The following is an 18,008-nucleotide window of genomic DNA, read 5'->3' as shown; positions in this document are numbered from 1 at the left end:
CCAAGTCTCGTTGGTGTCATGGAGGATCCGTTCCTAGCCTGGCGGCATGACAGCTCAACGCATCGCCCTGGTGACCGGCGCCAACCAGGGGATCGGCTTCGCTCTGGTCGCCGGACTGGCCGCCCGCCTGAACCCCGAGGACCTGGTCCTGCTGACCGGCCGCAATCCCGAGCGGGTGGCCGGGGCCGTCCAGCGGATCGACGGCGTCGCCAAGGTGGAGGGCCGCGTCCTCGACGTCACCGACGCCGACGCGATCGCCGCGCTCGCCGAAGAACTTCAGGAGGCGTACGGCGGCGTCGACCTAGTGGTTTCGAACGCGATCGGCCCGCTGACCCCGGATCGCCCGCAGGCCGAGCAGGCCGACGAATTCATCGCCGTCGCCAACGGAGGCTCCCACGCCGTACTGCGCTCCTTCGGTCCCGTACTCCGGCCAGGCGGCAGGTTGCTCGTGGTGGCGAGCTCCCTCGGCACGCTCGACCACTTGGACGCGCAACTGCATCCGCTGTTCGACGGCGTCACCCTCGAGCAGGTCGAGAAGGCCGTCGAGGACTGGCGACAGGCGATCCACGAAGGCACGGCCGAGGATCAAGGCTGGCCGCACTGGATCAACCTGCCCTCCAAGGTCGGCCAGGTGGCCGCAGTACGCGCAGTGGCCGCCGAGCGCCGTGCCGCCGATCTCCCACAGGACACCCTGATCGTCTCGGTCTGCCCGGGGCTCGTCGACACTCGCGCCTCCCGCCCTTGGTTCGACGACTTCAGCCAGGCCCGCACCCCCGAGGACGCCGTCGTGCCGATCCTGGACCTCCTCCTCGCCGACCACGTCGACCCGGCCACCTACGGCGAACTGATCCGCGACGGCAAGGTCCTGCCCTGGCACCCCGCAGTGCCCCGGTAGCTGGAGTTCTCGTAAAGTCGGTTCATGTTGATCCTGATCGGCCTGCTGCTGATCCTGGCGTTGACCGTTGCCACCGGCTACTTCGTGGCGCAGGAGTTCTCCTACGTCGCAGTCGACCGCAACCGGCTCCAGGCGCTGGCCGAGGCGGGTGACGGCGCGGCCGAGCGGGCCCTGAAGGTGACCTCGCGGCTGTCCTTCGTGCTGTCCGGCGCCCAGATCGGGATCACCGTCACCGCCCTGCTTGCCGGGTACGTCGCCCAGCCCTACCTCGGCGCGGGGCTGGAGGACCTGCTCGGTACCGCGGGGCTGCCGCGCAGCGTCAGCCTGTCCGTGTCGGTGATCCTGGCCTTGCTGCTGGCAACGATCATCCAGATGGTGTTCGGCGAGCTGGCCCCGAAGAACCTGGCGATCGCCCGCGCCGAGGCGATCGCGCTGCGGCTGTCCCGGTCCACCCTGATGTACCTCACCATCGCGGGTCCGCTGATCCACGTGTTCGACTCGGCCTCCAACCGGATCCTGCGCCGGGTCGGCATCGAGCCGGTGGAGGAACTGCCGCAGGGCGCCACGGCGCAGGACCTGGACCGGATCATCGCCACCTCCTTCGAGCAGGGCCTGCTGGACCAGGACACCACCCGGCTGCTGGATCGCGGGCTGGACTTCCGCGACCGGATCGCGGGCGAGGTGATGGTGCCGCGGGTCGACGTGGTCACCGTGCACGAGGACGAGCCGCTGAGCCGGGTGGTCGAACTGCTCGACACCGGGCACAGCCGGTTCCCGGTGACCGCCGCGTCGGTCGACGAGGTGGTCGGGGTGATCGCGATCAGCGACGTCGTCGAGGTAGAACCCGCGGACCGGCACCACGTCACCGTCGGTTCACTGGCCTCGGCACCCGTGCTCGTCCCGTTCACCCTGCCGCTGCCCGTGGTACTGGAACAGCTCCGTACTACGCACCGCCAGCTGGCCATCGTGCTGGACGAGTTCGGCGGGTTCGCCGGGATCGTGACGCTGGAGGACATCGCCGAGGAACTGGTCGGGGAGATCCACGACGAGGACGACCTGCCGGAGCCGGACCTGCTGCGGAACCCGGACGGCAGCTGGACCTTCCCGGCCCGCTGGCGGATCGACCAGGTGGAGGAGGCGCTCGGGACTACGCTGCCGGACGACGAGGACTACGACACGGTGTCCGGACTGGTGATGGCCCGGCTCGGGCGGATCCCGGTGGTCGACGACGAGGTGGTGGTCGAGCTGCCGCGGCGGTTCGACCACGACGGGCGCCCGGTGCCGCGTGAGTGGGTCAAGCTGACGGTGGAAACCGTGGTGCGGCGTGTGCCCGGCCTGGTCCGGCTGGAGCGGCTGTCATGAGCACCACCGTCGCGCTGCTGATCTCCGTTCTGCTGTTGATCCTCAACGGGTTCTTCGTCTCGGCCGAGTTCGCCCTGGTCGCGTCCAAGCGGCATCGCCTCGAACAAGCCGCCGCCCAGGGCAGCCGGTCCGCCCGGGCCGCGATCGCCGGGGTCAGCGAGTTGTCGTTGATGCTCGCGGGCGCCCAGCTCGGGATCACCCTCTGCACGCTCGGTCTCGGGGCGCTGGCCGAGCCGGCGGTCGCGCACCTGCTGCACCCGCTGTTCGAGCTGATCGGGCTGCCGGACGGCGTCGGGCACGTGATCTCGCTGATCATCGCGGTCGGTGGGATCGGTCTGCTGCACGTGTTGCTCGGCGAGATGGCGCCCAAGTCGTGGGCGATCAGCGACCCTGAGCGGTCCGCGCTGTTGCTCGCGCTGCCGTTCCGCGCCTTCACCACCGTCTTCCGCCCGCTGCTGATCGTGCTCAACGGCATGGCGAACCTGTGCCTGCGGATCCTCAAGGTGACACCTCAGAACGAGCTGGCGAACGCGCACGGCCCGGAGGAGCTGCGGCTGCTGATCGAGTCGTCGCGCGAGCACGGCACCCTCGAGGCCGCCGAGCACGATCTGCTCACCGCGATGCTCGCCTTGCAGAACACCACGGTCGCCCAGGTGATGACCCCGACCTCCCAGCTCGTCACGGTGCCGGACGCGGCCACGGCTCGCGAAGTGGAGCTGGCCAGCGTCCGCGAAGGCCGCTCGCGCCTCGCCGTGGTCAGCACCGGTACTGCGATCTGCGGGATCGTGCACGTCCGCGACGCGGGGCGCGCGACGACCGGCGGCGGTCACACCCTCCGTGCGGCGGACCTGATGACCGAGCCGTTGCGGCTACCGGCGGACACCCCGGTGGCGGCGGCGATCCGCATCATGCGAGAGCGTCGCGCCCAGCTGGCCGTCGTCCAGGACGGCGACCAGCCCGTCGGCGTGGTCGCCCTCGAGGACCTGCTCGAGGAGGTGATCGGCGAGTTCGACGACGAGACCGACCCGATCATCACCGCCGCCGTCAAGCGCCGGTCGGCAGACGCAGAGTGAACGATTCCGTCCGCGCGTCATACCGTGGTGGCGAACACCACTTGCGAGGAGCAGCCTGTGCCTGTCAGTCGTCTCGGTCTCGTCGTTCATCAGGGTCGCCCGCTGGCCGTCCAGGCCGCCGAGGTGGTCCGTGAGTGGTGCAAGCGGCACGACATCGGTTGCACCGACATCGATGTGTGGAAGAACCACGAGCACCGTCGCGGCGGGATGGCCGAGATGCAGCACGCGGGCAGCCCGGACCTGGTCGTCACGCTCGGCGGCGACGGCACCTTCCTGCGCGGTGCCCGGATCGCGGCCAAGAACGACGCGGCCGTGCTGGGTGTCGACCTCGGCAAGGTGGGCTTCCTTACCGAGGTGGCCTGCAGCGACGTCGAGGCGGCCCTGGAGGCCGTCCACCACGGCGGAGCCACCATCGAGGAGCGGATGACGCTCACCATGCGCGCCTCCCGGCCGCTGGAGATCCCGACCGGCATCGACGCGCTCCTGCGCTACGGACACGGCGCAGCACTCCCGCCGCCGGCTGTCCGGCCCGAGAGCGTGGCTGGAGACGGCTGGGGCGTCGCCCTGGACGTGACCGCGCTGAACGACGTGGTGCTCGAGAAGCTCGCCCGGGACCACCAGGTGAGCCTGGGGGTCTACCTGGCCGGCCGCCTGCTCGCGTCGTACTCCGCGGACGCGGTCATCGTGGCCACCCCGACCGGCAGTACGGCGTACAGCTTCGCGGCGGGTGGTCCGATCCTGTCGCCGAACATGGAGGCGGTCGTATTCACCCCGGTCGCTCCGCACATGACCTTCAACCGGACCGTGGTGGCCGCGCCGGACGAGCCGGTGGGGCTGCGGGTGCTGCCGCACTCGGGACAGGCCGCAGTGAGCATCGACGGCCAGCTGCGCGGAGTGCTGGACCCCGGCGACTGGATCGGCGTCTACGGCTCGCTCCGGAGGCTCCGTCTCGTCCGTCTGCGTCCAACTGACTTCTACGGTCGGCTGCGCGACCGCTTCCGGCTCACGGACGCCCCTGCGACCGGTATCGACGGAGAGGCCGAATCGATCTTCCGGCCCGAGACCCCAGCGCCGCCGGACATGGCCCACCTCCGGCTCCCGCCGCTGCGCACCGCGGAGGTCATCCCCGACCCGGTGGCCCGTGACCTTCCTGCCGACGAGGCGAGGAGTGCGGATGACTCCGTGGGTTGAGCACGCCATCTGGTGGCACGTCTACCCGTTGGGGTTCGTGGGCGCCGAGAAGACGGCTGTGCCTCCCGGTACTCCGGTTGCGCATCGGCTCGGCGGGTTGGAGGGCTGGCTCGACTACGTGGTGGAGCTGGGGTGCTCCGGGCTCCTGCTCGGACCGGTGTTCGCCTCGGAGACCCACGGCTACGACACAGTCGACCACTTCCGCATCGACCCGCGGCTGGGTGATGACGAGGACTTCGACCGGCTGATCGCGGCCTCCCACGGCAAGGGGCTGCGCGTAGTACTGGACGGTGTGTTCAACCATGTCGGCAGGAGCTTCCAGGCGCCGCCCGAGTGGTTCCGGCCGGGCGACACGTTCGAGGGGCACGAGCAGCTGGTGGTGCTCGACCACGACAAGCCCGAGGTCCGGCAGCACGTGGTGGACGTGATGTGCCACTGGCTCGAGCGAGGTGCCGACGGCTGGCGGTTGGACGCTGCGTACGCCGTACCGCCCGTGTTCTGGCGGGAAGTGCTCGCCGAGGTCAGACCGCGGTACCCCGAGGCGTGGTTCTTCGGCGAGGTGATCCACGGCGACTACGGGGCTTATGCGCAGGAGAGCGGGCTCGACTCGATCACGCAGTACGAGCTGTGGAAGGCGATCTGGAGCTCGCTGAACGACGGCAACTTCTACGAGTTCGCCCATGCGCTGAAGCGGCACGACGAACTGCTCGACACCTTCGTCCCGCAGACCTTCGCCGGCAACCACGACGTCACCCGGATCGCCTCGAAGCTGGACGACGAGCGGCACCTCGGTCACGCGTTGGCGATTCTGTTCACGGTCGCGGGAATCCCGAGCATCTACGCCGGTGACGAGCAGGCTTTCCGCGGCGTGAAGGAGGAACGCGTCGGTGGCGACGACGCGATCCGCCCGGTCTTCCCGGCCCGGCCGGACGAACTCGCCGAGGACGGTTGGCCGACGTACCGGCTGCACCAGCGGCTGATCGGCGTACGGCGTCGCAACGCGTGGCTGGTGCGGGCGCGAACAACCGTGGAACACCTCACCAACGAAGCGATCGCGTTGCGCTCGGGCGAGGGCGACGACCAGGTGCTCGTGCTGCTCAACATCGGCGACGAGGAACACCGTTTCCCCGTTGACCTGGACGGCTTCGAGCTCGCCGTCCGGCCGGAGGATCCGGTGGATCCGGTGGACCCGGCCGTCGTACCAGCGCACAACTGGTACGTGTTGGCGACCGGACCTGGTCACGCCGGGTAGGCTCCCTCCCCATGCGAAACGTGGTGATCCTGGCCGGTGGCTCGGGCACGCGGCTGTGGCCGCTGTCCAGGGCCGACAAACCCAAGCAGGTGCTGCCGTTGGCGGCGGGCAACTCGCTGCTGCGAGTGGCCTACAACCGGCTGCAGGGTCTGGTCGACCCGGCCAACATCTACGTCTGCACGGTGGCAGCGCACACCGACCTGGTGCGCGAGGAACTGCCGGAGCTCGGCGAGCACAACATCATCGGCGAGCCGGTCGGCCGGGACACCGCGAACGCGGTCGGCCTGGCCTCCGCGGTGGTCGCCCGCAACGACCCGGACGCGGTGCTCGCGATCGTCGGGTCGGACCACCTGATCACGCCCGAGGCGGAGTTCCGGGCCGCGATCGAGAGCGGCTTCGAGGTGGTCGAGCAGCGCCCCCGATCGCTGGTGACGTTCGGGATCGAGCCCACCCACCCGCACACCGGACTCGGGTACGTCGAACGCGGCGACGCGATCGACGGCACCGCGGCGTTCGTGGTCGACCGGTTCCGGGAGAAGCCGGACCGCGCGACGGCCGAGGAGTACCTGGCCACCGGGCGGTTCTGGTGGAACTCGGGCATGTTCGTCTGGCGGGCCGAGACCGTGCTGAGCGTGCTCGACGCGCTGCTGCCGGAGTCGGCCGCGCAACTGCGTCAGGTGGCTGCGGTGTGGGACGCCCCGGAGCGCCAGGCGACGCTGGCCGAGATCTACCCGACGCTGCGCAAGATCAGCGTGGACTACGCGGTGATGGAGCCCGCCTCGCAGGGCAAGGTGGACGCCGACGTGGTCGTCGTACCGATGCCGGTGCACTGGCTGGACGTGGGCTCCTGGGCCGCGCTCGCCGGCACCTACGAGGTCGATGCCAAGGGCAACCGTCATGACGGGTCGGCGCTCAGCTGCCTGCTGGACTCGCACGACAACGTGATCGTCACCGACGACCCCGACCACCTGATCGCCGCCGTCGGCCTGCGCGGCCACATCATCGTCCACACCCACGACGTCACCATGGTCTGCCCCCTGGCCGACGGCGAACGCGTCAAGGACCTGGTAGCCATCGTCCAGTCAGACCACGCCGACCGCTACGTCTGACCCCACGCGCTCTGCCCGCGAGAACGGCGAAACCCCCGGAATCCAAGGGATTCCGGGGGTTTCGGTTGTTCGGGAAAGGTGGATCAGCCGCCGTTGGGCTCCTGGGCGTCCAGCGCCGGGTACTTGTCCATGAACTGCTGGAGAGCCTCGCCGCTGACCGAACCGCAGAACTGGCGGTGGCCGAACGCGGTGGTCTGGCCCTGGGTGTTGCCGCTCCAGTGCGAGAAGGCGATGTTCTTGCCGGCCGGCCAGGGCTGCTGGCCGTCGGACTCCTTGAACGGCGCGGCGATGAACTTGCCGTTCGAGCTCTCCGGCAGCTTGGCCTTGGAGATCTTCTCGATCAGCGCCACCTGGTCGGCGTTGTTCGCGGTCGCCTCGTTGTACCAGAGGATCGTGTAGCCGTGCTCGAGGTTGTGCACCAGGTTCGGCACCGGCGGGCGGTCGTCGGAGGTGTAGAACTTCTTCCCGAACGGCGCCCAGACGGCGTAGTGCGGGCCCGACGACGGCGGGGAGACCGGGTACGGGATGACGGTTCCGTCCGGCTGGTGGTCCTGGGTGCCGGTGGCCTTGTCGTCGGTGACCTTGTCGCAGGAGGCCGCCGCGGCGGAGACGCCGAGCTCGCTGATCGCCATGTCCCGGGTCCGGGAGTCCTGGATCAGCTTGATCGCCGGGTAGGCGATGATCGCGAGGCCGACGACGATGGAGGCGGCCACGATGATCAAGGTGCGGCGCTTGTCGGACCGGGCCTGGTCCCGCTGCATCTTCTCGATCAGCTCGCGGCGTGACTGCTTCTGAGACTTACCCACAGTGATTTGATCTTCCCGGGTCTGCGGCGGTCCCGTGCCGCCGTGCGCCTGCAGTGTACGCAAGCTGTCTGAGAAGTTGCCTAGAAAGCTAACGAGACCGTGAGCCGAACGTGACCGTTGCCTCACTCCCCGGTCCCGTCCGGACGGTGACGCCGTAACCCTCCGCATGCAGCAGCACGGCCAGCCGCTCGGCGATCACGCCGACCGCGACCGCGTCGTCCCCGAACACGGCCACGGAGCCGTCCAGCAGCTCGATGTGGACGTCCTCGTCATCCACCAGCAGGCCGTCCCACAGGGCCGGATCCACCTCACGAGACCCGGTCGGCGCCCGCCGCTGCAGTACTGCGGCCCGCGCCGCCTCCCGTGTGCCCAGGCTGAACAGGTCCATCTCGGCATCCCGCACGAGCGCCCGAGCACCGCTCCCGTGCTCCCCAGCAGGCAGAACCGCGTCGGAGAGCCCACGCAGTACTGCGACCGGTACGCCGTCGGCCTTGCCCTTCACCAGTTCGCTGGCCGAGGCGATCTCGTCAGCCAGCGCGGGCTCGGTGACCGCGAGCACGTTGCCGTGACTGTCCGTAGTGCCGCGCAGGTCCTCGATCACCTGGACCCCGGCGGCTCCGATGGCCAGGTCGGTCTGGCCGTTGCGCCAGGGCCGCCCGAGAGTGTCCGTGATCACGATGCCCACGTTCACGTCGTACCGGTCCTTCAGGGCCGTACGGAGATTCCGGGCAGACAGGTCCGGGTCGACCGGGAGCAGCAGAACAGTGCCGGGCGTGGTGTTCGAGGTGTCAGTGCCCGCGGCGGCCATCACCAGGCCGTGCCGCGTCTGCACGATCCGGGTGTCGCCGCGCTGGGCCACGACCCGCACCAGCTCGGCGTCGATTGCCTCGTCGCGCGTCCCGGTCGTCAGCCGGCCCTCGGTCTTGCTGACGATCTTCGAGGTGACCGAGACCACGTCACCGTCGCGCAGGTCGGCCGCGTCGCCGATCAGGCCGGCCAGGTCGTCCCCGGCGGCGATCTCGGGCAGGCCGGTGACCGGGTAGATCTCGAGGTGCTTCCTCACCGGCGGACCGCCTCGGCCAGCGTGAGAGCGGCATCGGCCATCGCGGCCGTGGCCGTGTCGTCGGTCATCCACAGCGGCACTGCCTGAGCGTGGATCCCGGCCGTGGCGATGGACTCGAGCTGCGCCGAGTCGGACGTGTCGATCAACCAGCCGTCCAGTACTCCGCCCGCGGCGCGGGCCCCGTAGTGCGTGGCCACCGCGGCGGCGGTGGACTCCACCCCGATCGCGGCGAGCACCTTGTCCGCCATCCCGCGGACCGGGCCGGTGCCGATGATGGGGGAGATGCCGATCACCGGTGCGGCCGTCTCGCGGACCGCGTCCCGGATCCCGGGGACGCCGAGGATCGTGCCGACCGAGACCACCGGGTTGGACGGCGGCAGCAGCAGCGCGTCGCACTCCGCGATGGCATCCAGGACGCCGGGCGCCGGTTTCGCCTTCTCCGAACCCACGGCGACGATCTGGTGCGCGGTCACCTCGGCATGCAGCCGGACCCAGTACTCCTGGAAGTGGATCGCCTTCTTCGTGCCGGGCCGCTCCGGGTCGTCCACGACCACGTGCGTCTCGACCCGGTCGTCGCTCATCGGCAGCAGCCGGACCGGCAGGTTCCACCGGGCGCAGAGGGCCTCGGTCACCGCGGCCAGGCCGTAGCCGGCGTCGAGCATCTGGGTGCGGACCAGGTGGGTGGCGATGTCGCGGTCGCCGAGGCCGAACCAGGTCGGCTCCACGCCGTACGCCGCGAGCTCCTCCTTGATCACCCAGGTCTCGTCCTCGCGACCCCAGCCGCGCTCGGCCGAGATGCCGCCACCGAGGGTGTACATCACCGTGTCGAGGTCGGGGCAGACCCGCAGGCCGAACAGGGTGATGTCGTCCGCGGTGTTCCCCACCACGGTGATCTCGGCGTCCGGCCGGGCCTTCAGCAGGCCGCGCAGGAAGGTGGATCCGCCGATGCCACCGGCAAGCACTGTCAATCGCATGGGAACAGTCTCCACGAGTCGTCAAAGCAACGGACCACCGCGGGACTATGCTTCCCGGGTCCGATTGTGCATGGACTGTCAGTTGAACGGCCCCCAACATTCCCGAGGAGCCCTCGTGGTCACCGACGCAACCAAGAAGCTCAGAGAGCCGGTCGCGTACATCTTGCTCGCCTTCGCCGGCCTCGTGGCCCTGGCTTCGCTGATCCGGCTGTTCGTCGGTGGCGCAGGCTTCACCGCCGCTGCCGGCGGTGTGCAGGGCACGCTCACCCCGCCCGGACTCACCGCGCTGGTGGTGCTGATCTCGCTCGTCGCCTCCGTCTGGCTGGTGAACGAGGCCGGGGAGCGCACGCCGAACGCCCGCACGGTCACCCTGGTGGCACTGTCGATCACCGGTCTGGTCGTGCTGCTCGGGTTGATCACCGCCTTCGCGGGCTTTTCCGAGACCGGCACCGCCGGGCTCAAGATCGTCGGCTTCCTCTACGCCCTCGGCGGTCTCGCGCTCTACGGCGCGGCCGGTCTGTACATCCTGAAGACCTTCCAGGCACTGCCTGCTCCGGTCCGCGCACCGAAGGCCGGCACGCACGGCCAGTTCGCCGGTCAGGGCGGCCAGGGCGGTCAGGCCCAGTACGGCGGCGCGCAGTACGGCCAGCAGGGTCAGTACGGCGCCCAGCAGGGCGGTCAGTACGGCCAGTACGGCGCCCAGGGGCAGTACGGCCAGCCCGAGCAGAGCCAGTACGGCGCTTACGGCGCGGGTGCTGCTGCCGGAGCAGGTGCGGGCGCTGCCGGTGGTTACGCCGCGGCGCAGGGCGGCGAGCAGCAGTGGCCGCAGGAGCAGAGCTGGAACCAGGGCGAGCAGCAGGCCTGGTCCGCTGGCGACGCGGAAACGCAGCAGCCGCAGGGCGAGGCCCAGCCGGCCGAGCAGGCATGGTCGGCCGAGGGCCACGGTGCCGAGCCGACGCAGCAGTGGAGCCCCGAGGGTCAGCAGCAGTGGTCCGGCCAGGACCAGGGCCAGCAGTGGCCGCAGCAGGAGCAGCAGTGGGGCGGCGCTGACGCAGGCCAGCAGCAGTGGGCCGGTCAGGAGCAGTACGGCCAGCAGGCCGCCCAGCCGGAGTGGCAGGGCGAGCAGGCCCAGCCGGCTGCCGAGCCGCAGGGCGAGCAGGCCTGGACGCAGCAGGGCTGGCAGCAGGGCGACCAGGCCTGGCAGGGCGAGGAGGCCGCTCCGGCGGCAGCGCCCGAGCCCCTGGTCCAGCCCGAGGCCGATGCCGAGGCAGTCGACGAAACCCGCGTAGAACCGCGGGTTCCGGAGACCCCGAAGGACGACGATTCCCAGCCGCAGCCGGGCCAGCCGGGCCAGCAGGGTTGGTGGTCCCAGCCTTCCTGACCGGAAGCGACAAGCTCGTGGTGCGGTTCTGATCACGTCCCGCGAGCTGTGAAAGACGACGAGAGGCCTGTGCAGACAGGCCTCTCGTTCTTTTGCAGCCGTGTTGCGGATGAAGCCAATAGCAGACCACGGCTTGACTTTCGTGGATTGCAGGAATGTAATTTCAACCGTGTCGTTCGTTAGGACACTCGGTATCGGGGACCGTTGCCAAGCGCAGGACGGACGAGGTCAGGCATGTGGGACCGCAAACCCACATGTACAGGGGAACGAACAGGGTCGAGGAGGTCGTACCGTGACAGAAACGCTGATGGCGATTGTCGACGGTGAGGCGATCGAGGAGGAGCCGAACTGGCAGGAAAGGGCGCTGTGCGCCCAGACCGATCCAGAGGCTTTCTTCCCGGAGAAGGGCGGATCCACCCGCGAGGCGAAGAAGGTCTGCCTCGGTTGCGACGTGCGGGGCGAATGCCTCGAGTACGCGCTGCAGAACGACGAACGCTTCGGGATCTGGGGCGGTCTGTCGGAGCGGGAGCGCCGCAAACTGAAGAAGAAGGCCGTCTGAGAGCCTGACCGATCGACGGGTGGTGGTGCCCTGCCACCTCCAGCCGTCACACCAGCCACCGATGCGCTGTTCAATCAAAAGCAGCGTCGAAAAGTCAACACAAACTTCCGCGTGAGGCCCCGGCCGGACTTTGTCCACCGGGGCCCGCGGCTGTGAGCGGGCAGTTGCGCGGTTCGCGTAAGGTGAGTCCTCGCCACGCACCTGGACGGGTGTGGGGGCGTGCCGGTGTAGTCGTGCCGGCACGGTCCGGGCACGCCGTTCCTTTCCCCTGAGGTGTCACTGCTCCGCATGGAATCTGAAGCTCCGGCCGGCTGGGAGTTCTTCGACGCTGTCGATTTCCCGACCGACCCCACCGACGATCCGCTGGGTCGCGCGCGGATCAGGCATGTCGTCACCGCCGTCGTGGTCGGGCACGAGGGAGCCGCCTGGCTGCCCCGGCTGACCGAGGCCCTGTGGGCGCTCGAGCGGCGCCCCGAGCGGCTGATCGCGGTCGACACCGGCTCCACCGACGAGACCGTCGAACTGCTCGCCGAGATGCCCGGCGTCGAGCCCGTGGTCGGCCTGTCGGCCCGTTCGGGTTTCGGTACCGCGGTCACCCGCGGGCTGGAGACGGTCGGGTTCGCGCCCATCCCGTCCTCGGTCGGCCCGTACGGCGACGACGGGATGGCCACCGTGGTGGAGTGGCTGTGGCTGCTGCACGACGACTGCGCGCCGGCCCCCAAGGCGCTCGAACAATTGTTGCTGCAGGCAACTTTGTCGCCGGATACCGGGGTCTGGGGCCCGAAGCTGCGGCTGTGGCCGCGGGACCGGGAACTGCTCGAGGTCGGCGTCACCACCTCGCTCGGCGGCCGCCGCGACACCGGTATCGAGAACGGCGAGCTTGACCAGGGCCAGCACGACCAGCCGCGCAACGTGCTCGCGGTCAGCTCGGCCGGCATGCTGGTCCGTCGCGACGTCTGGGAGTCGCTGCACGGTTTCGACCCGAAGCTGCCGATGTTCCGCGACGACATCGACTTCGGCTGGCGCGCGAGCCGCGCCGGGTTCAAGGTCGCCGTCGCTCCGGACGCGGTGGTCTACCACGCGCAGGCCGCGGCGACCGGCGAGCGTGCCCTCGCGGGGACCCGGCGGCACGCGTACCAACTCGACCGCGCGCACGCCTACTACACCGTCCTGGCGAACGCTCCGCGCAAGCTGCTTCCCCTGCTGGTGCTGAGGTTCCTGCTCGGCACCTTCATCCGATCGGTCTGGTTCCTGCTCGGCAAGACGCCCTCGGGTGCGGTCGACGAGTGGACCGCGCTGATGGGGACGCTGCTCGCCGGTGGCTGGACGCAGGCCCGCAAGGACCGCCGACGCCTCGACAAGGTGTCGTACGAGTCGATCAAGCCGCTCTTCTCGCGCTCGGTGCACGCGCTCCGGCACAACCTCGAGGAGACCGGAAGCACGATCTCCGAGCGCCTGCGCGAAGCCTGGGCCGACGAACCCGAGGAGCAGGTCGTCACGTCCGCCCGCCGGGCGAAGAGCACGGCCCGGGTCGCGCAGGACCAGCCGCGCTGGCGTCGTCAGATCATCCGCCGGCCGTTCCTGGTGGCGTGGGTCTTCCTTTTCCTCGGCGCTTTCGTGGCCGCCCGCAGCCTGATCGGTGGCGGCGTGCTGCGGTCCAACCTGCTGCTGCCCGCGCACGAGACCCTCGGTTCGTTGTGGCACGCCGCGGCGGCCGCACCCCCCGGCGTCACCCCGCCTGCCTGGCTCGGTCAGTTCTGGGCGCTCTCGACGGTCACCTTCGGCCCGACCGGTGCGACCAACGTCGTCCTGCTCGGTGCGATTCCACTCGCCGCCTTGTCCGCCTGGGTGTTGTTGCGCGCCTTCGTGGTCGATCGAGTCGCCCGCGCCTGGGGCGCATCGGCGTACGGGTTGGCGGTGTTCACCAACGGCGCGATCTCGCAGGGCCGGCTGGGGACGTGTGTGGCGGCGATCGTGCTGCCGTTGCTCGGTGCTGCCGTGCACACGGTGGCGCGGCGGCGGCGGGTGGTCATCCAGGGCAGTTGGCGGGCCGCGTGGTTCGCCGGCATCTGCCAGGCCGTCCTGTTCGCTTTCACGCCGGCGCTCGGCCTGCTGGTCGGCATCACCTTGGTGGCGGGCGCTCTGCTCGGCCTCGGCTGGCGGCGACAGGGACGGCAGTTGGTGTTCTCCGTCGTCCTCGGCATGCTGCTCGTGCTGCCCTGGACCATCGAGTTGATCCTGCACCCGTCGCGCCTCGGCCAGGAAGCGGGCGGACCGCCCACAGCCGCGGTCGGCCCGGGCGACAGCATCGCCCACCTCCTCACCGGAACTCCGGTGGGTGCACCGACTCCGTGGTGGTTCGCAGTACCGCTGATCGTGGTGGCTCTGCTCGCACTCACGCGGCGGTCCCGCCAGCGGTACGAGGTGCTCGGGTGGTTCGCGGCGCTGTCCGGGATGGTCGGCACGCTGCTGGCCAGCCGCCTTGGTGGTGGCAGTGGCCCGCTGATGTTCCTGATGACGGCCGGCTGGATCATCGCGGTCACAGTCGCCTGGGACTCGGTCGGGAAGTCCAGGGAGATCCTCGTCCAGGGTGTGCTCGCGGTCGTCCTCGTCGCCACCATCGTGACGGCCGGGTTCTGGCTCGTGCGGGGTGCCGACGATCCGCTGCGGCGTGGCCCGGAGCAGGACCTCCCGGCGTACCTGATGTCCGCGCAGGGTCCACCGGAGAACGCGTCGATCCTGGTGGTGCGCAAGGAGCTCGACAACCCGATGCGGTTCTCGCTGGTGCGGAACGGCGGGCCGCGGATGGGATCGCTCGAAGCGGCGCCGACGGCGGAACAGACACAGCCGATCACCGACATCCTGTCGACGCTCGGCGGCGGTGGCACCGGTGAGGAAGGACGTCAGCTCGCCGCGCTCGCGATCGACTACGTCTACCTGCCGGCACCGGTCGACCCGACGCTGATGTCGACGCTGGACTCGCTGCCCGGCCTGACCCGCGCCAGCGCCGAAGCGGATGACGCTTCCTGGCTGGTCGACCGGACGTCGATCGAAGGCAAGGTGCCGTTGCAGGACGACGTGCGCAGTCTGTGGCGGGTGCTCGGCATCATCGCCTGGCTGATCGCGCTGGTGTCCTGCCTGCCGACCGCTCGCCGCACGGTCGCCGTACCGCACGGGGCCCATGCCAGGAGGGTTTCGTGACCAGACTGCTGTCCGACGTGCGGGTCCGCGTCGCCGCCTGTGTGCTGGCGATGGCGGCTGTCGCCGGGCTCGCCGTGGTGACCCATCCCAAGGAGCCGGTGACGCGGCCCGAGGCGGTCAGCGAGCCGACTCCTACGGTGGTGAACCGGACGGCGCAGGCCTGCCCGGTGCCGAGCGTGGGTGGCAAGCTGCAGAGCTTCGTCAACGCGGTGGCGCCGGTGCTGCCCAAGGACACGCCGATCGCCGAGGGTTCGGCCACGCCACTGTCGATCGCGCCGTTGCCGAAGACTTCGGACCCGGTCGGCTCGCTGCTGGTCCGGGGCCGGCTCACGTCCACCGCCCGCGCCGCGAAGCCGGTGCCGCTGTCGATCCAGGGCACCGGCCCACTCGCGGCCGGCACGGTCGGCACCAGTACGTCGATCTCCACCGAAGGCGTGAACCGGGGCATGGCGAGTGTGCCGTGCCAGACGCCGGGCTCCGACTTCTGGTTCGTCGGAGCCAGCGCCGCCGCGGGGCGCCGCGATGTCCTGGTGCTGACGAACCTCGACAGCATCAACGCCGAGGTGAACGTCTCGGTCTATGCGCCGGGTGGCGCGCTGGACCTCCCGAACGCCCGCGGCATCGTCGTACCGGCCCGCGGGAGCGCGGAGCTCTACCTGAGCCTGGTGGCGCCCAAGATGCGCGACCTGGCGCTGCACGTCGTCTCCAACGGTGGCCGGGTGGCGCCGGCGCTGCGGGACAACGCCACGAACGCTGACGGTCCGGCCGGTGTGGACTGGCTGCACGCTTCGGCTCCGCCGGCGAAGTCACTGGTTGTGCCGGGTATCGCGCCGGGTGCCGGCGAGCGGTCGCTGACGCTGGCCAACCCCGGCGATCTGCAGGCGACCGCGACCCTGACGGTGAACGGGCCGAACGGGCCGTTCAAGCCGGCCGGGCTCTCGACCGTGCAGATCCCGGCCGGTGCGGTGAAGTCGGTGCGGATGGACAAGGTGCTGAACGGCGACGCGAGCGCGATCACTATCAGCTCGGACCAGCCGCTGGCCGGCTCGGTGCGCAACGTCGACGCCAGTGGCACCGAGTTCTCCTCGATGGGCTCGGCCGAGGCCCTGAGCGGTCCGGCGTACCTGGTGCTGCCGCCGCACGCGCAGCCCGCGCAGTTGCAGGTGACCGCGCCGAGCAGGCCGGCAAGTATGCGTTACGAACTGCGGGACGCGACCGGCAAGGTGCTCAGCACCCGCACTCTCGACGTGGTCAACGGCGCGACCAGCACGATCAGCTTCAAGGCGCAGGCCGGACCGACCTACCTGATGGTCGAGCAGACCCGCGGTTCGATGGTCGCCGGTGTCACGCTGATGCCGCCGGCCAAGCTGGGCGAGGACGAGGTGCCGCTGGCGGCCTCCTGGCCGCTGACCACCTCGCTGGTGTTCCGCGCCCAGCTGGGTGCCCAACCGGACGTCCGTGCCGCGCTGAAGTAGCTCAGTCGTCGTCGGTGTCGAAGTCGGGGTCGATCTGCTCCGGCGACAGCGCCAGCACGTCGGCCAGCTCGAGCACCAGGGCGGACCGGACCAGCCAGGTCAGGCTGGTGCCGGATCGTTCGGCGCGCAGTTCGATCGGCCGGCGGAACACGACGATCCGGTAGGGCTCGTGCGAGGTGCCGCCGGTGGAGTGCGTCAGCGGGATCTCGCCGGCGTGGACGTCGAGGTTCGGCACGTCCTCGATCGCGAACTCGACCCGCGCGACGACCTGCGGGAGCCGTTTCTCCAGCCGGGTCACCTCGATCGCGACCACCTCGTCGAACTGGGCCGCGGCGGACCGCTGCAACGGCAATCCCCGCGGCGCGAAGCTGCTCGGCCGGCTGATCGGGCCGAGCATGCCGCGCCCATGGCGGTCGATGTGCCTGCGATGACGGCGAGCCTCGGTCACGCGATCAGCCTAGTGGGGGTAGCGTCTGGTCGTGAGCATCGCCAGGATCTGTTCGCGCGCCGCCTGCCATCGGCCGGCCGTGTCGACGCTCACCTACGTCTACGCGGACTCCACCTGTGTGCTCGGCCCGCTCGCGACGTACGCCGAACCGCACTGCTACGACCTCTGCGCCGACCACGCCGACCGGCTGACCGCCCCGAACGGCTGGGAGGTGATCCGGCTCGCTCCGGATCCCGCCGCGGCCGGACCCTCGGACGACGACCTCGAGGCGCTGGCGAACGCAGTACGGGAGGCAGCGCGGCCGTTGCCGCCGACGCGTCCCGGTCAGCCGGCCCCGGGTGCCCCGGTCGAGGTGGCCCGCCGCGGCCACCTCCGGATGCTCCGCGACCCCGACGACACCCCCTCGGGCAACACCGAACACGGCTGACCGCGGATCACCCGCCCGGGTAACGGAGTCATTTCTCCGGCCGCCGGACCCGAACCGCCCGCCCTCGAGCGATGTCTCACCAGCAGACATTCGCTGAAGGGGGAGTTGGATATGAGGGCACTACAGAACACCGGCAAGCGCTGGGCGGTGGCCGCCGGGATCTCGGCGATCGGCCTGGTGGCGAGCGCGTCCGTTGCGATGGGGGCACCGACCGGTGGGACGCAGGCCGCGGACACATCGGCGACTCGTGGGGTGTACATGACCCGGGCGATGATGCTGACGGTCGGCCAGGTGGCCAAGGCCGACCCGGGCCAGGGATGGTCGGTCCAGCGAGACAGAGGGATCCTCCCGCGGACCTGGTGCGGGCCGACCTCGCAGGAAGGCCTGCGGGTCGCGCAGCGACTGGCCCGGGGCTACACGGACGACATGTCCAAGACCGGCGCGCAGTACCTGAGCCGGTACAACACCACGGCGGACGCCAAGAAGGCCTACGCCTCGATCGTCGCCACCGTGAAGGCCTGCAAGGGGGCGAAGCCCAAGAGCCCCACCCACGGCCGCAAGCTCACCGTGACCTCGAACGTGAAGGCCGGTGACGCCACCACCATCCTGCGCTGGTACGACTACCCGCTGCCGAACGACCCGGGCAGCGAGGCGGGCACCTTCCCGTACGCCGTGACCGTCAAGGGCACGACGGTGTCGGTGCTGGCGTTCTGGGGCTACGGCCAGGGAGTGAAGCCGGCCAACTTCCGGAAGCTGGCCGTCGCGGCCGCGGCCAAGCTGCCCGGCTGACGG

16 protein-coding genes are annotated in these 18,008 nt (G+C 70.2%); 12 read left to right on the top strand and 4 right to left on the bottom strand.

The features are described 5' to 3' along the window. The first annotated feature begins 46 nt into the window (after positions 1 to 46). Genes EV648_RS37845 through EV648_RS37820 form a run of 6 tightly spaced genes read left to right on the top strand, consistent with a single transcriptional unit; the run spans position 47 to position 6,882 of the window. On the top strand, positions 47 to 895 hold the full coding sequence (locus EV648_RS37845; RefSeq protein WP_132300534.1) for an SDR family NAD(P)-dependent oxidoreductase: 849 nt from the start codon (positions 47 to 49) through the stop codon (positions 893 to 895). Between the two features lie 24 nt (positions 896 to 919). After that, on the top strand, positions 920 to 2,257 hold the full coding sequence (locus tag EV648_RS37840; RefSeq protein WP_132300532.1) for a hemolysin family protein: 1,338 nt from the start codon (positions 920 to 922) through the stop codon (positions 2,255 to 2,257). Next, the gene (locus EV648_RS37835; protein WP_132300530.1) at positions 2,254 to 3,330 is read left to right on the top strand and encodes a hemolysin family protein; all 1,077 of its coding nucleotides are present in this window, start codon (positions 2,254 to 2,256) and stop codon (positions 3,328 to 3,330) included. The genes EV648_RS37840 and EV648_RS37835 overlap by 4 nt, the downstream gene beginning before the upstream one ends. Positions 3,331 to 3,387: 57 nt before the next feature. Next, complete coding sequence (locus EV648_RS37830; protein WP_241996014.1) at positions 3,388 to 4,521, top strand: NAD(+)/NADH kinase; 1,134 nt, start codon at positions 3,388 to 3,390, stop codon at positions 4,519 to 4,521. Further along, a complete protein-coding gene (locus tag EV648_RS37825; protein WP_132300528.1) occupies positions 4,505 to 5,773 on the top strand; it encodes an alpha-amylase family protein in 1,269 nt (422 codons plus the stop codon). The genes EV648_RS37830 and EV648_RS37825 overlap by 17 nt, the downstream gene beginning before the upstream one ends. Positions 5,774 to 5,784: 11 nt before the next feature. Next, positions 5,785 to 6,882 (top strand): mannose-1-phosphate guanylyltransferase, encoded by a 1,098-nt coding sequence (locus tag EV648_RS37820; RefSeq protein ID WP_132300526.1) that lies wholly within the window; start codon positions 5,785 to 5,787, stop codon positions 6,880 to 6,882. A gap of 83 nt (positions 6,883 to 6,965) precedes the next feature. Here EV648_RS37820 and EV648_RS37815 read toward each other — a convergent pair whose 3' ends face one another. The 3 genes from EV648_RS37815 to cofD all read right to left on the bottom strand — a co-directional run bounded on the left by EV648_RS37815 (position 6,966) and on the right by cofD (position 9,725). Beyond that, positions 6,966 to 7,688 carry a DUF3105 domain-containing protein gene (locus tag EV648_RS37815; protein ID WP_132300524.1) on the bottom strand — a complete coding sequence of 241 codons (723 nt, stop codon included), beginning with the start codon at positions 7,686 to 7,688 and terminating at the stop codon, positions 6,966 to 6,968. Positions 7,689 to 7,776: 88 nt separating this feature from the next. Beyond that, positions 7,777 to 8,751 carry a coenzyme F420-0:L-glutamate ligase gene (locus EV648_RS37810; RefSeq protein WP_132300522.1) on the bottom strand — a complete coding sequence of 325 codons (975 nt, stop codon included), beginning with the start codon at positions 8,749 to 8,751 and terminating at the stop codon, positions 7,777 to 7,779. After that, positions 8,748 to 9,725 carry a 2-phospho-L-lactate transferase gene (cofD, locus tag EV648_RS37805; RefSeq protein ID WP_132187080.1) on the bottom strand — a complete coding sequence of 326 codons (978 nt, stop codon included), beginning with the start codon at positions 9,723 to 9,725 and terminating at the stop codon, positions 8,748 to 8,750. Before cofD ends, EV648_RS37810 begins: the two co-directional genes overlap by 4 nt. A 115-nt stretch (positions 9,726 to 9,840) precedes the next feature. Between cofD and EV648_RS37800 the strand changes: the two genes are divergently transcribed. The 4 genes from EV648_RS37800 (at position 9,841) to EV648_RS37785 (ending at position 16,341) form a co-directional block, all read left to right on the top strand. Continuing rightward, on the top strand, positions 9,841 to 11,106 hold the full coding sequence (locus EV648_RS37800) for a hypothetical protein (RefSeq protein ID WP_132300520.1): 1,266 nt from the start codon (positions 9,841 to 9,843) through the stop codon (positions 11,104 to 11,106). Between the two features lie 307 nt (positions 11,107 to 11,413). Further along, positions 11,414 to 11,665 (top strand): WhiB family transcriptional regulator, encoded by a 252-nt coding sequence (locus EV648_RS37795; RefSeq protein ID WP_020389877.1) that lies wholly within the window; start codon positions 11,414 to 11,416, stop codon positions 11,663 to 11,665. A 288-nt stretch (positions 11,666 to 11,953) separates the two neighbouring features. After that, the gene (locus tag EV648_RS37790) at positions 11,954 to 14,866 is read left to right on the top strand and encodes a glycosyltransferase family 2 protein (protein WP_132300518.1); all 2,913 of its coding nucleotides are present in this window, start codon (positions 11,954 to 11,956) and stop codon (positions 14,864 to 14,866) included. Next, entirely contained in the window at positions 14,863 to 16,341 is a 1,479-nt protein-coding gene (locus EV648_RS37785) for a DUF5719 family protein (protein ID WP_132300516.1), read from the top strand. Before EV648_RS37790 ends, EV648_RS37785 begins: the two co-directional genes overlap by 4 nt. A 1-nt stretch (position 16,342) precedes the next feature. Here the strand turns inward: EV648_RS37785 and EV648_RS37780 are convergent, their stop codons facing one another. Further along, complete coding sequence (locus EV648_RS37780; protein WP_241996013.1) at positions 16,343 to 16,789, bottom strand: metallopeptidase family protein; 447 nt, start codon at positions 16,787 to 16,789, stop codon at positions 16,343 to 16,345. Positions 16,790 to 16,820: 31 nt separating this feature from the next. Here EV648_RS37780 and EV648_RS37775 point away from each other — a divergent pair, with 31 nt between their 5' ends. Continuing rightward, on the top strand, positions 16,821 to 17,216 hold the full coding sequence (locus EV648_RS37775) for a DUF3499 domain-containing protein (protein ID WP_132300514.1): 396 nt from the start codon (positions 16,821 to 16,823) through the stop codon (positions 17,214 to 17,216). Between the two features lie 111 nt (positions 17,217 to 17,327). Beyond that, positions 17,328 to 18,005 carry a hypothetical protein gene (locus EV648_RS37770; protein WP_132300512.1) on the top strand — a complete coding sequence of 226 codons (678 nt, stop codon included), beginning with the start codon at positions 17,328 to 17,330 and terminating at the stop codon, positions 18,003 to 18,005. Positions 18,006 to 18,008: the final 3 nt, after the last annotated feature.

This window comes from Kribbella sp. VKM Ac-2568 (assembly GCF_004345365.1).
Classification (GTDB): Bacteria; Actinomycetota; Actinomycetes; order Propionibacteriales; family Kribbellaceae; genus Kribbella; species Kribbella orskensis.
The sequence above is the reverse complement of the archived record's forward strand: the minus strand, read 5'-3'. Positions and strand labels throughout refer to the sequence as shown.

Bases quoted from the DNA above. Each gene is read 5' to 3' on its own strand.
- cofD (WP_132187080.1), bottom strand. From the start codon at position 9,725: ATGCGATTGACAGTGCTTGCCGGTGGCATCGGCGGATCCACCTTCCTG.
- EV648_RS37790 (WP_132300518.1), top strand. From the start codon at position 11,954: ATGGAATCTGAAGCTCCGGCCGGCTGGGAGTTCTTCGACGCTGTCGAT.
- EV648_RS37795 (WP_020389877.1), top strand. From the start codon at position 11,414: ATGGCGATTGTCGACGGTGAGGCGATCGAGGAGGAGCCGAACTGGCAG.
- EV648_RS37845 (WP_132300534.1), top strand. From the start codon at position 47: ATGACAGCTCAACGCATCGCCCTGGTGACCGGCGCCAACCAGGGGATC.
- EV648_RS37770 (WP_132300512.1), top strand. From the start codon at position 17,328: ATGAGGGCACTACAGAACACCGGCAAGCGCTGGGCGGTGGCCGCCGGG.
- EV648_RS37835 (WP_132300530.1), top strand. From the start codon at position 2,254: ATGAGCACCACCGTCGCGCTGCTGATCTCCGTTCTGCTGTTGATCCTC.
- EV648_RS37820 (WP_132300526.1), top strand. From the start codon at position 5,785: ATGCGAAACGTGGTGATCCTGGCCGGTGGCTCGGGCACGCGGCTGTGG.
- EV648_RS37840 (WP_132300532.1), top strand. From the start codon at position 920: ATGTTGATCCTGATCGGCCTGCTGCTGATCCTGGCGTTGACCGTTGCC.
- EV648_RS37825 (WP_132300528.1), top strand. From the start codon at position 4,505: ATGACTCCGTGGGTTGAGCACGCCATCTGGTGGCACGTCTACCCGTTG.